The sequence below is a fragment of the Methanosarcina soligelidi genome (assembly GCF_000744315.1).
GTDB classification, from domain to species: Archaea; Halobacteriota; Methanosarcinia; order Methanosarcinales; family Methanosarcinaceae; genus Methanosarcina; species Methanosarcina mazei.
The window spans coordinates 3041658-3055195 of the sequence record NZ_JQLR01000001.1 but is presented as its reverse complement, the minus strand read 5'-3'; the positions used below and the strand labels follow the sequence as shown (position 1 = coordinate 3055195).

At 39.8% G+C, this 13538-nt stretch carries 12 protein-coding genes; 11 read left to right on the top strand and 1 reads right to left on the bottom strand.

Features of this window, described 5'->3' with window-relative positions:
* Positions 1-694 precede the first annotated feature (694 nt).
* From M886_RS13180 to M886_RS13135, 10 genes are all read left to right on the top strand, one after another.
* Entirely contained in the window at positions 695-1804 is a 1110-nt protein-coding gene (locus M886_RS13180; protein WP_048038007.1) for a transposase, read from the top strand.
* Between the two features lie 971 nt (positions 1805-2775).
* The gene (locus M886_RS13170; protein WP_015412890.1) at positions 2776-3696 is read left to right on the top strand and encodes a pirin family protein; all 921 of its coding nucleotides are present in this window, start codon (positions 2776-2778) and stop codon (positions 3694-3696) included.
* 489 nt (positions 3697-4185) lie between these two features.
* Positions 4186-4581, top strand: coding sequence for a hypothetical protein (locus tag M886_RS13165; RefSeq protein ID WP_015412889.1), 396 nt, complete (start codon positions 4186-4188; stop codon positions 4579-4581).
* 20 nt (positions 4582-4601) lie between these two features.
* Positions 4602-4808, top strand: a complete 207-nt coding sequence (locus tag M886_RS13160) for a helix-turn-helix transcriptional regulator (protein ID WP_015412888.1) — start codon at positions 4602-4604, stop codon at positions 4806-4808.
* A 232-nt stretch (positions 4809-5040) separates the two neighbouring features.
* Complete coding sequence (locus tag M886_RS13155) at positions 5041-5754, top strand: ABC transporter ATP-binding protein (protein WP_011034801.1); 714 nt, start codon at positions 5041-5043, stop codon at positions 5752-5754.
* Positions 5755-5907: 153 nt separating this feature from the next.
* On the top strand, positions 5908-7260 hold the full coding sequence (locus tag M886_RS13150) for a COG1361 S-layer family protein (RefSeq protein WP_011034800.1): 1353 nt from the start codon (positions 5908-5910) through the stop codon (positions 7258-7260).
* A gap of 25 nt (positions 7261-7285) precedes the next feature.
* Positions 7286-8644, top strand: a complete 1359-nt coding sequence (locus tag M886_RS13145) for an ABC transporter permease (protein WP_015412885.1) — start codon at positions 7286-7288, stop codon at positions 8642-8644.
* Positions 8641-8772, top strand: coding sequence for a hypothetical protein (locus M886_RS19370; protein WP_015412884.1), 132 nt, complete (start codon positions 8641-8643; stop codon positions 8770-8772). The genes M886_RS13145 and M886_RS19370 overlap by 4 nt, the downstream gene beginning before the upstream one ends.
* A 102-nt stretch (positions 8773-8874) precedes the next feature.
* Entirely contained in the window at positions 8875-9363 is a 489-nt protein-coding gene (locus M886_RS13140; protein ID WP_011034796.1) for a phosphate-starvation-inducible PsiE family protein, read from the top strand.
* 185 nt (positions 9364-9548) lie between these two features.
* Positions 9549-10304 carry an endonuclease III domain-containing protein gene (locus M886_RS13135; RefSeq protein WP_015412882.1) on the top strand — a complete coding sequence of 252 codons (756 nt, stop codon included), beginning with the start codon at positions 9549-9551 and terminating at the stop codon, positions 10302-10304.
* A gap of 335 nt (positions 10305-10639) precedes the next feature.
* Here M886_RS13135 and M886_RS13130 read toward each other — a convergent pair whose 3' ends face one another.
* Positions 10640-10852: a hypothetical protein gene (locus M886_RS13130; RefSeq protein WP_011034794.1), complete on the bottom strand. Its 213-nt coding sequence runs from the start codon at positions 10850-10852 to the stop codon at positions 10640-10642.
* 506 nt (positions 10853-11358) lie between these two features.
* Here M886_RS13130 and M886_RS13125 point away from each other — a divergent pair.
* Complete coding sequence (locus M886_RS13125) at positions 11359-13365, top strand: histidine kinase dimerization/phosphoacceptor domain -containing protein (protein ID WP_048036443.1); 2007 nt, start codon at positions 11359-11361, stop codon at positions 13363-13365.
* The last annotated feature ends 173 nt before the right edge of the window (positions 13366-13538 follow it).

Below are 13538 nucleotides of genomic sequence, written 5' to 3'. Positions count from 1 at the left end.
AGATTTTTTGTTGTTTAGTTAAGCTGGGAAAATTTTGTCAGATTTCTGTTTTACCAGTTACTACAATAATCCATTACACCTCAACTAATTCTAATGCTTTACTTGTGGAATTTGCTCCACAGGTTTCAGAAACACCAAACTTTACCTCTGGAGAGAAAGGTCAAATTAGTCTTGGTTTAAAAATAGAGTTTTGAAATCCTTAGGACTTACGCACTTGAGATTCAAAATCATTGTCAGTAGACCTTGCTGTTAAATCGTTGGTTTAGACAGTTGAAGGTTTAGAGCCATTGTTTTTCAGTTCAACCGCGTAAGTCCTAATCCTTTATACATGGATGGTGTTTATGTGGTTTGAATTCAAAAATAGCAGAAATTTGACATTTCTGGTTCTTTTGTCAATTTGTGCGAAGCCTGTGAACTTTGTAAAGCCTAATCATTTAGAGGCTATACAAGGAAAGCAAGGAATCATATGGGTATAGGCAAGATCTCTTTGCCATGAAGCTGTGTACAACTCCAAAAACCCATATTGAACAAAATCTAAAGTGACTATGTATTTTTGACCACATTTTTTTAATCATATATGAGAATCTCAAATTAGGATTTTGACTTAAAAACCTATTCTTTTTTCCACTAACTCTGATAGACTTTCCTTTATTCGAGAGTTTCAACTTTAAATTATGCCATATATGTCGTTCTCATGCGGAAAAACAGTATGTTATATAAAGGAGTCCTCTTCGAGGACTCCCTGGATAACTATTTTAGCAGAGAAAGCACCTCAATTTGCCAATTCCTGTACTTCCTCTGCATTGACGATATTGCAAAGCACGTAGAACGTACTTTTTATACCAACAAAAGTTGGCACTTTAAATACAGTGTTTCTTCTATGATAAAACTCTTTGTTGTCAAGTGTTTCAGGAATCTTTCATATGATAAAACCATTTCTTCCTTAACAGAGGAAGAAGCTATCTTGCTTTCTTTTTATGACGAAAATGACCATATAAAACTTCCTTCTGGTGGAACCCTTCATCATTTTGTGAAGTATAGACTTGGAGAGGAAGGAGTCAATGAGATCATGATGTTGTTAGGTGAAAAAATCCTCAAACTCTCATCAGCAAAGGAAGCTAAGATTGATTCCACTCCCCTTGAAGCTTCAAGATACGATAAACATGCTGATTACAATTCTCATTATGAATGTAAAATGGATAAGGCGCATATTACAATGGTTGGAACTTATCCTGTTTTTATGACTCATACAAAGGGAGTTGCTGGTGACTCTCCAGAACTTATCACCCATATTGAAGCTCTAAAGAAGATGAACGCTGATCTCGACTTGTATTCTGCAGATGGAGGTTATGATTCATTCCTTAATCATTCTGACATTTGGTATCACCTGGATGCAAAACCGATTATCTCCTATGCCTCAAATGCCGTAATCAAAAAAGAAGGTGAAGAGGAAAGAATCAATCACTGGGTAAATAAAAAATGGAGAATCGGTGGAGATGTTCATGCACCAATGGAAAACAAACTCAAATTTCTATATGAGATTGGAAGGAAAGAGCAGGTAGGAATGTATCTGAGAAACCAGAACATGAGAGATGAAGCTTTTGATGAACAGTATAAAAAGAGAGCCGAATGTGAAAAGATACATGGATATATTAAAGGTACAGTAAAATTCGATATCAGAAGAGTAAGAAATCAGAGTAGAAAACTCTACTCTCTATTGAGTTTCATATCATATCAACTACTGGTGTTGACAGAAATGCAAAATAAGGTTGGAGATAAGAATTCATTTGGGAGATACTTTTAAAGAAGTGGATATCAAATTAGATTAAAGGTTTTAAATGCTAATTTGAGATCCTCTATATATTGTTTCATTTTGTCAAGTATATATAAATACTATGAGAGTATATAGGATTTCATGGTAAAACTACAAAAAAATGAGAGCAGAGGCACATATTGGCTAACTGTGCACATTCATGCAAACTTGAATTACGCTGACTAGGTGTAGATACAGACCGATTCGCAGGTGCTACGCAACAAAGACCACAAAATGAGGTGTATTGTCCTTATTGATGCCCAATATTGGATAGCTATTCTGAGTAAGCCTGTGGGCGTAGTTTGCCGAAAATCGAATATCCTTTTCGATTACTTACAACAAAGGGTGAAGAAGCAGGTTGGGTACTGCCTGAGGGCTGTTTCACTTATTGAGTGTGAACGAATTTTCTTAATATCTCTTTATGCAAAAAATAATTAGACTAACCTGCATAGCAACCTTTTATTTCTTATAAGAAAATAATCTTTAATATATGGACTTTAATGTTAATTAATAATATAATTTTAGATTCCATTATACATAAGATCCTTTTTATATTTATTATCGAATATATTTTTACATGTTTTTTTCTACATATTTTATTAATATCTTACCTTCGAACAGTTTAAATATAATTATCCACATAATTTAAATCAAGTACTGCAGCCTGATCTGAATCACTGGAAACCTGATTTTTCCAAAAAATCAAATAGATCGACTGCAATACTTACATAGGGGGACCGGTATGGGTGCAATCACAGGAACTATAGAGACTCCAGAGAGTTTGTTCATTATTAAAGATTAGGAAATTATTATCAGACAGAATTGCAGTTCGGCAGAATTGCAATGTAATCACAACAGCCTGCATTCATTTTTCTGTGGTCAGGAGGATTTAGACTCTTTTACTTTTATAATTTACTTTTATGAGAGAACAGAGAATTATTCTTCGAGAGGTGGTAATTATAATGGCTAATCTCAGAAGAGTAAGAAAAATAAGGAAGAGTATGCCAACCATTGAGGGGGCAGGGGTGCACCTGAAGAGAGCTTTCGGATTCCGGCATGTACCTGAGTTCGATCCTTTTTTGTTATTTGATGAGTTTCATTCGGAAAAACCTGAGGAGTACATTATGGGATTTCCAAGGCACCCGCACCGAGGAGTTGAAACTATTACTTATGTCCTGCAGGGGGAAATAAGGCATGAGGACAGCCTGGGAAACAGAGGTGTAATCCGGCCTGGCGAGGTGCAGTGGATGACTGCTGGAAGTGGGATTATCCATCAGGAAATGCCACAGGGAGATGAAAGCGGGAATCTATGGGGTTTTCAACTCTGGGCAAATCTTCCGTCTTCCCATAAAATGATGGAACCACGCTATCAGGGAGTTAAAAGCAGCCGAATACCCGAACTTCTTATGGAAAAGGGTCTGAAGGTAAGGATTATTTGCGGAGAAGTAAACGGCGTTGAGGGACCTGTTAAGGAAATAGCTACCGACCCCGAATACCTGGATATTACAGTCCCGGCAGAGGAGAAGTTTTTCCATATAACAGCTCCGGACCATACTGTTTTTGCATATGTTATAGAGGGAAGCGGCTATTTTGACAGGGAAAAAGACCCCTGTGCGTTTGAGGTTGAAGGAGAAAGATACCTCCATCCTGCAGGAGACTGCATAATATACCCCGAAACCCTGGTCCTCTATGGAGCTGGAGATTCCATTGAGGTAACCGCAGGGGATGAAGGAGTAAGGTTTCTTCTTATGTCCGGAAGACCTATTGGTGAACCTGTTGCCTGGTACGGCCCGATTGTCATGAATACAAAAGAAGAACTAAGAGCGGCTTTTGAGGAATACAGACAGGGGACATTTGCAAGAGACGCGGAAAGACAAACATAAACCATATAAACCCATTGTCTTTTTCATGGAGCCTGTGTCTTTACTGTACACATTTCTACGTAGATACCTTATCTTCCTGATGATGGTCTTGCTAATGGAAAGATCAGAAGTTTGCCTGAAGACTACTGAATTTTTTTGCTGATATTAACCGGACCTTAAATTAAAGTTTTCTGACTAAAGTCCTCTTTTTTGCAAGGCTTTTTACAAGGCTTTTTTGCAAGGTTTTAAATATCAAAATATGTTATTTATATCTAACATATGTTAGTTAAATCTAACTTTATGTTAGTAATTCCGAACAATATGTTGCAAATAAAAGACATACAATCATAAATATTCCATAAATATACAATCATAAATAATCCATAAATATACAATCATAAATATTCCATAAATAATCATAGTTTCAATCAGAAATCTTCGGCAAAGGCACATTAAATAATACAGGATCAAAGGCACATTAAGTAAAGCCGGGTTATTAGGGGATATAAAATGAAAAATATAAAAAAAGTGTACAGATACAGGCTTATTTCAGGAATAATTCTTCTACTTGCAGGGATAATGTTGACGGTTTTTTTTGAAGGCGATTCTTCAATTCCGGTTATTTTGATAGTCATGGGAATGGTCATTTTTCTTATTACAGCATTCAGGCTTTTCAGGCAGGGGGATCTGCCAGACAGGGACGAAAGGACAAAGAAGCTTGCAGCGTACGGAATTACATATTCCTGGCTCTTTACGCTTGTGCTTATCACAGTACTTTACTGGATTGAATTCCTGAACCTTGCTGACTTTACAGCTGAAGCAATTTTAGGCATATTGCTTTTCTTTATGCTTATCTCAGCAAATGTTTTCAGGTGGTTTTTCATGCAAAAAGGCGATGTGGAATAAAGACCTGCGGAGGATAAAGGGTGAAAACAAGGATCAAAGAGTTTCGGGCAAGGCATGACCTGACCCAGGAAGCTCTTGCAAACCTAGTGGGAGTTCGGAGAGAAACTATTGTTTTTCTGGAAAAAGGGAAATATAACCCCTCTCTGAAACTTGCCTGCAGGATAGCCAGATCTCTGGATACCACAATTGATGAACTGTTTATCTTTGAGGACACTGACTTTGAATAAACCCCAATGAAAGAAGAATTATTTTAAAAAAATGATATCAGTCTTGTAAGGGCTTTTTTGAAATTAATTTTGAACTGAAATTATCCGGGAATACTTCACCTTCATTCTGCTAAAGTAATTGCCTTATTTTTTAAGTTCTAATGAGAGAGTACAATTTCTAAAAAGAAAGCGAAATTAAATAAGTTTTTAAAGAACATGTTATATTAAATAAGCAAGTCATTCAGGAGAAAACATGGAAAATACATTGATTGCCTTCCAGAATGTCTGGAAAACTTATCAGATGGGAGAAGTTCAGGTCAATGCTTTGAAAAATGTGAGCGTGAAGCTTGGAAGAGGGGAATTTGCCGCAATAATCGGGCCCTCAGGAAGCGGGAAGTCTACAATGATGAACCTGGTTGGCTGTCTTGATATCCCTTCAAAGGGCAAAATTTTCCTGAAAGGCAGGGATATATCCCTGCTTCAGGAATCTGACCTTGCCGCCCTCAGAGGCAGGACAATAGGATTTGTTTTCCAGCAGTACAACCTGATTCCCGGGATGACGGCTCTTGAGAACGTTCTTCTGCCCCTTGAAATCCAGGAAATGGATGACAGAATTGCGGAAAAAAAAGCAAAGGAACTTCTTAACCTCGTGGGGCTCTCGGACAAGATGCAGAATAAGCCTTCACAGCTTTCAGGAGGGCAGCAGCAGAGAGTTTCTATTGCAAGAGCACTTGCCTGCGATCCCGAAATAATCCTTGCTGACGAGCCGACAGGTGCGCTTGACAGCATAACCGGTCAGGAAGTGATTTCAATCCTTTACAGGCTCTGGAAGGAAAAAAACAAAACAGTAGTTATGGTCACACACGACCTGCACCTTGCACAGTATGCCAGAAGGCACATTCAGCTCAAGGACGGAGAGATGGTCAGGGACAGCCCTAACAAAGAACAGATCAGCCCTGAAACCTGAACCACACAATAAATTCAGTTTAAGGAGAGAACCGGGTAAAGTAACAACTGGACAAATTTCATTCCATATTCAAAATGGTTTTTCTGTTAAAATTTCTCGAAAATAGACAAACCGGAGTAATCGACAAACCGGAGTAAACCGAGGTATCCAAAAATGGGTGACAAACAAATTAGCCTTATATTCATTTTTCTTCTGGGTTTTCTTTTATGCAGCGGAACTGCCCTGGCTGCGAGTGACTTTAATTCAAGCTCAAGCCTCGATAAAGGCCTGAGTGTTGACCTGTTAAACCAGGACCCTGATCCCGTGAAACCCGGAGATGTGCTTGAAGTAAGGATTGCTATAGAAAATACAGGTTATAAGGATGTAGAGAACTGTTTTGTGAGAATAGAGCCGGATTACCCTTTTAAGGCTCTTTCAGGGGAAGACCTTGTAAAAAAGATAGGCACACTCGGAAAACGCTCTGAAAATGACCGCAGAAAAGTCCTGAAGTTCAAAGTAGGAGTTGAAAACGATGTCAATGAAGGCACTTATCCCCTGAAAGTTTACCTTTACTCAACAGATACGAAAAATAAAGTTTCCCTTAACAGGGAGCTAAAAATTGATATTGACAGCGAATCAAACGCTGAAATAGAATATATCAGTGTTGAGAAACTGATACCAGGAGAGAAGACAGAACTTACTTTCGGCATAAAAAACGTAGGAAATTCCCCCTTAAAAAACTCAATGTTTTCCTGGGAATGCACAAATGACGTGATCCTGCCCGTAGGCTCGAGCAATGTCAAGCACGTTAACCTGATTGATGTCGGAGAAACTGCCAATGTCAGCTTTGAGGTTCTGACCAATGTGAATACAAAGCCCGGTCTCTATAAACTGGACATGATTCTGACATACGACGACATTGAAGAACTTCAGACAATAACGGAAGCAGGCACTGTAGAGAACGAGAAGCGCAAGACAATCAAAAGCAAAGCAGGGATCTACATAGGAGGGACCACGGATTTCGACATCGCTTTTATGGAAAGGGGACCCACAGGCACCTACACATTTTCAGTATCTAATATAGGTAATAATGGTGCAAACTCGGTAAAGGTTTCTGTCCCGCTTCAGGAGAACTGGACCGTGATTGACGGCGGCAATTCAGTGGTTCTCGGTAACCTGGCAAAAGGGGACTATACAATTGCAGATTTCAACCTGAAACCTGCAACTGTTGGAAAAGAGCTGCCTCTTAAATTTGAAATCAGTTACACCTCCAGTGACGGGATCAGGCAGGTAGAGGAAAATGTGATCTCACTTTACGCATCCTCTTCAACTCAGTCAAAAGGATCCTCGATGACAGACGAAAACAGTAAGTCAGGCATACTGTCGTATAAACTCTTCTTCCTTCTCCTGCTCGGTGCTGTGGGCTTTTTTATTTATAAACAGCATCAGAAAAAGGTGGTAGAAAAGAATGCCAGAGAAAATTTGACCAGCGAAAGCCAGATAGACGAAAAGAAAACAGGTGAATAAATCCTGAACCCGGATCTGTGGTTCCATGAAACTGGCAAAGATTTTGAAAATTGCCCTAAATATGGTCAAAGCTAATAAGCTGAGGAGCTGGCTGACCATAATAGGGGTTATCATAGGCATTGCCTCGGTAATGGCAATCGTTACGACCGGGGAGTACTTTCAAGAACAGGTTACGGAAACCCTTGAGGGGCTTGGGGGGGATACTATTACAATAGTAGCCTCAGTTCCTTTTGAAATTTATTCTGAAGAAGATATGGAGTATGAAGAAAATTCAGAAGAAATCCCGGGAGAATCCGGGGCAACAATTGCAGGGACCGGAGAGGGACCTGAGAACTTCACTTCTGAGCCCATGGAAATCGAACCCGAAACAGAGGCAGCACTCACAAGAAAGGATGTATTTGTCCTGAGGAGCATTCCGGCTGTTGAATATGTAAACGTCAACGTCCAGACGGGAGCGCAATTGAAATTCGGAAGCGAGTCAACTTACGTCTGGGTTAATGGTGTTGATCCCGGCGTCTGGCCTCACATTACAAAGAAGAAGATAGGAGAGGGCAGGATGCTGGCACCCGGAGACAGGGCAGTTGTGGTTATTTCAAGCGAACTTGCAAAAGGGACTTTTGAAAAGGAGGTAAGGCTTAACCAGATGATCCCCTTAAACGGAAAATCCTATCGGGTAGTGGGGATACTGGCTAAGGACGGAGGGCTTTTAGGAGGTATGGGAGGGCTTTTTGGAAGCAGTGTTTATATGCCGTACCAGGAGGTCTACTCTCTGCAAAATAATGAAGAGGACCTGTCTGAAAGAGAGCAGGATGTATATGATAACATAGAGATCAAGCTCCATGATGAGGCAGATTATGACGCAGCCCTTCAGGAGATAGAGCGCAAATTAAGGCTTGCAAGAAGAGTTACTGAAGATAAGCAGGACTTCTATGTCAGCTCCTCAAAAGAGACAATCGAAAGTACGCAAAAATTGATTAACGGACTTACATCATTTCTAGCCTTCATTGCAGGCATTTCCCTTCTTGTCGGTTCAACAGGGATCGCTAACACAATGTTTACTTCCGTGCTTGAGAAGACGAAGGAAATCGGGATTATGAAAGCGATAGGAGCAAAGAATAGCGATATAATGATGATTTTCCTTTGCAATGCTGCAATGATCAGCCTTGTAGGCGGAATGATAGGTATCCTTCTGGGCACAGCTGCTGTCCAGCTGATTCTTTTCTTTATTTCAGTAAAAATGAACGTTCCTTTTGAATTTGCCCTCAGCCTGAAAGGCACAGTTATTGCAACCCTGGTCTCCATAGCAGTCGGGCTGATTGCAGGCCTTGTACCGGCAAAGAATGCATCCGAATTGAAACCGGTTGACGCTCTCAGATATGAATGAAAAAATCAAAACTGGCAGCAAGATTCAGCTCTGTTTTTGGAGCCGGCATGAAGAAAGGAAAAGAAATGAAGAAAAGCAGAGAAATGAAGAAAAGCAGAGGAATGAAGAAAAGCAGAGGAATGAAGTAAAATATAAATATATACTTTTTATATAAATATATAATTTCATGTAAAAAGCTCTATATAATCTAAAAAATGTTTAGTTAGTGTTTTATATGGAGAGGATAAAAAATGGATAGTCTAAAATTATTTAAGCAGGTTACTGATGCGATTACCACAATCATCCTTTATGTACTGCTGCTTGCATTGATTGTGGGAATGGCAAAAACCCTGCTTGAGATTCGCTTTATTGTCTTTGAGTCTCTAGAAAGCGGATTCAATCACATGGTAACAAGCGTACTGACAGTTTTTATTGTTATTGACCTTTTCAAAGCCTTTGTTGATTATCATGAACATGACAGGATCAAGCTTACTGATATTACGGATGCCACCATCCTGATAGTCCTGCGTGAAATTGCAGTTGGCCTTTACGCCCAGAAATTCGGATACGAGTATGTCCTGAGCCTTGCTGTACTGCTGCTTGTGCTGGGAGTAATAAGAGTGCTTGCAGTCCAGTACTCTCCGGCGTCGAGGTCCTCAAATTATCAGGTTTCCTTAAAGGAAGAGACCCAGCCTTCAAAGACAGGCCTGAGCGCCATGCTTGACCCGGTGCAGAATTGACCCTGAAGAAACAACCCTTCAGGTAATATTGAGCCGTTATTTTCTCATTTGCCCCTTCAGGCAGAATGAGAAATACATTTTTTCTCTTATCCCTGCTTCATAATAAGGACGGAAATTCCAGGTTAATTGAGCTGAACTTCAAAGCATAATATTTTTAAACGATTCCCCTGGCATAATATGTTATAATGAAAAATTTGCTTAGAAAAAAAGTTCAGAACCCCAATGCTGAAAAAAACGGCGCCGGCCCTGTTATCCTGAAGATCTACAACTTTCTATTTGATTCATACGGTCCTCAGGGCTGGTGGCCTTTAACAGAACTCCATGGCAGCATTGGAACAAATCCCACAAAAACAGGTTCTGTGCAGGGATATCATCCGGGAGATTATACCTATCCGCAATCAGACAGCCAGAAGTTTGAAATTGTATGTGGAGCCCTGCTCACCCAGAATACCAGCTGGCTTCAGGTCGAAAGAGCCCTGATAAATCTGAAACTTATGGACTCACTTTCCCCGGAAAAAATCCTCGCTCTTAAACCTGAAACCTTAAAAGAAGCCATAAAACCTTCAGGTTATTATAACCAGAAAGCCTTACGCCTGAAAATCCTTGCAGAATGGTTTCTGAGACTTGAAGGCAAAAATCCTGAGAGGAATGAACTGCTTTCATTAAAAGGCGTGGGACCCGAGACCGCGGATTCGATACTGCTCTACGCTTTTAAACAACCTTCGTTTGTAGTTGACGCGTATACCAGGAGAATAATGAGTAACCTTGGCCTGGCTGACGAGAAAGCAAAATATTCAGAAATCAAGGCATTGTTTGAGGAGAATCTGCCGGAAGACCTGGCCATATATCAGGAATATCATGCCCTTCTCGTAGAACATGCAAAGAGATACTATCAAAAGAAGATTTTTTATTCCAGATGCCCTCTCCTGAATATTACCTGAACATGAAGCAGCCAGAACTGGATTTCAGGACCTGAAAATTTGCCTCTGAAAACTGAAAATATCTGAAGAAATATAGCTCTGAAGAATTATAGCTCTGAAAAATTATGGCATTATAACCTGAAAATTCGCATCAATTAAAATGTTTAAGGGAATAAGAACTGGCTACTTAAGAAACTCCGACTGAAGTTCCCGCTGTATAATGTTTCTTATCCGAATTAAATACTTGGTTCAGTGATCAGATTTTTCCCGGACAATTATGCCCTGTTCAGCAGTCAAATACCTGATCTGATCCAGATTTCGTCATGCGCTGGTCTGTGTTTTCTTGCGTTTTGTCCTTACAGGAGCTTTATTCCGTACCAGTCGGAAAGTTCTGCATCAAGAACGCCCTCGTGGACCATCTTCTCGATCTCGTTTTCGACCTGTCCGTAAGTGAACTTATAGTCGTATGAGATTGCTGAGATCACGTCTGGGCTATGGCAGAACCTGTCTGGAAATGCCCTGTTGAACGTTTCCACATTCTTGATAATTATATTTCTAAGTTTTTCCATTTTTATCACCTTCTTTGTTTTTAATTTATAGTTATTTTAGTTCAGTCTCGGTTTCTGTTTCTCTTCGACATAATATAGTCTATGCACCACATATAAATAGATATCCTAAATATTTACTATATTCCATGCATATCTATATAGAAAGCGAAATAGGGGAGTTTGACAATTTGAGCAATATGAATAACTCACATTAAATATTTATCAGGTAAACTTATATAACTTTTGTGCTCAGTAAGAGATATCTGACAGAAAAAACATCCAGAATACCCGGAGGAAATAATTTATTCAAATAAATCTATACATGGAGTGATAATAAAAAAGACAGGAAATAACTACGAAAACAGACAGGAAATAACTACGAAAACCTTTGCTTTGGACCTCCCGCATAAGTTTATCACCGCTTAGCGGGTTACTTTTCCGATCACTAACGGTAGCAAATTTTATACCATTAAATGTTTACTTTCAGGTCAAGGGTGTTAAACGGATATCTCGGGGAAAGGAGAAAAATGGAACAGCTGGCATATCAGAACCCAAATCCTGTGCTCAGGGCAGGAGCTGATGGAAAAATTATTTATTCAAATAACGCAAGCGAAGCCCTGTTAAAAAAATGGGATACTGGAATGGGAGAAAAACTGCCTCCTTCGATAGAGAATCTCGTTAAAAAAGTTGTCAAGGGTACTTCTCATGAAAAAATAGAAGTTAGAGCAGGAAAAAAAGTCTATCTCGTAACCTTTTATCCCGTGCCTGGAGAGGACTATGCAAACATCTACGGGTTTGAGATAACCGGACAGAAGAAGCTGGAACAAAAACTGCGTATCAAGGAAAAGCAGTATGATGCTCTCTATACTCTGGGAAGGATTGCCCTTAAATGTGAAAGTCTGCAGGCTTTTCTGGATGAAAGCGTGAAACTGATTGCAAAGACTCTGGACCTTGAATTCTGCAAAATCCTTGAACTCAAGCCGGATGGAAATTTCCTGGTTATAGCGGGCACAGGATGGAAACCCGGGTATGTAGGCTTTGCTTTTGTGAAAGGGGGCAAATGGTCCCAGGCAGGGTACACTATTTTTTCAAAAGTGCCCGTTATCGTAAAAAATTTTGCAGAAGAAAACCGTTTTGAAGCCCCGGAAATTCTGCGAGAGCATAATATTGCAAGTGGAATGAGCGTTATTATAGGAGATGTGGAGAAGCCCTTTGGAGTACTGGGAGCCCATTCCGCAAAAAAAAGAAAGTTTACTGCAGATGAAACTTTCTTTTTAAATTCTGTTGCATTCATAATTGCAGAGGTAATCGAACGCAGGTATGCGGAAGAAGAGTTGCATCAGTATAAAGAAAAATTGGAGGAGATCGTTAAAGAGAGGACCATAGAACTTACCAGAGCAAATGAGCAGTTATCTATGGAAATTTCCAGGCGTAAAAAAGTAGAAAAGGACCTTGAAAACAGTGTTTATTTCCTTAAGACACTCCTTGACGCGATACCCTCTCCTGTATTTTACAGGAACCTTGAAGGCATCTATCAGGGCTGCAATGATAAGTTTTCCAGGAAAATTCTCAACCTCCCAAAAACAGAGATAATAGGGCATTCAATGCAGGAATTCAGGGAACAATTCTCTGAAGAAACTCTGCGTGAAACAGAATACAATGATAAAATACTGTTGAAAGAAGGAAAAAGCCTGCCTAATGAATTGAAAATAAAATGTGCAATAGACGGACAATTAAGAGATTTCCTTGTCTATAAAGCCACATACAGCAACCTGGCAGGCGAAGTGATAGGGATCGTAGGCGTAATGCTTGATATCACAGAACGAAAAAAAGCAGAAAAAGCTCTTTTGAAAACCGAGGAGATAAGAAAAAAAGAAATCCATCACAGGATAAAAAATAATCTTCAGGTCATCTCGTCCCTTCTCAGCCTCCAGGCAGAAAATTTCAGTGATAAAAAAGTAAAAGAATCTTTCCACGACAGCCAGAACCGTGTAATATCAATGTCCCTTATCCACGAAGAACTTTACAGAACAGGAGAAACCGGAGATGTGGAAAGTTTTGATTTTAAGGCATATATCCAGAAACTTGCAAATGAGCTTTTTCGTTCGTACGTGGTGGGAAACAAAGACCTTCACTTAAAGCTGGACATGGAAAATGTGTTTCTCGGAATGGATACAGGAATCCCCCTGGGGATTATTATTAACGAACTTGTATCCAACTCTTTAAAACATGCTTTTCCCGGTGGAGGAGGCGGAGAAGTTAATATCAGGCTTCACAGGCTGCATAACGGTGAAAACAGGAGCTGCAAAGACCAGGACACATGCGCTGTCTCCGAGTTCCTGCTGATTGTCTCCGATAACGGAACAGGCCTTCCCGAAAATATCGATTTCAGGAACACCTCGTCTCTCGGGCTTCAACTCGTAAATATCCTGGTAGACCAGATTGGAGGCAGTATAGAACTTAAAAAAGGAGAAGGGACTGAATTCAGGATAAAATTTAGAGAAGAAGTATGTCCAGAGAAAAAACAAAAATAAAACCCGACACTTAACTCAATTACTACATTGAAACTCGGCAGTAAATTCAAACTATAGAGCCTCTCCGGACATATGGGAATCAAATCCAGCCTGCTGGCTGAAGAAAGCCTCGAGCTCAACACATGCTGATTTTCATAAGTATCAGAGACTACGGATATATTGTAATCTCAGGC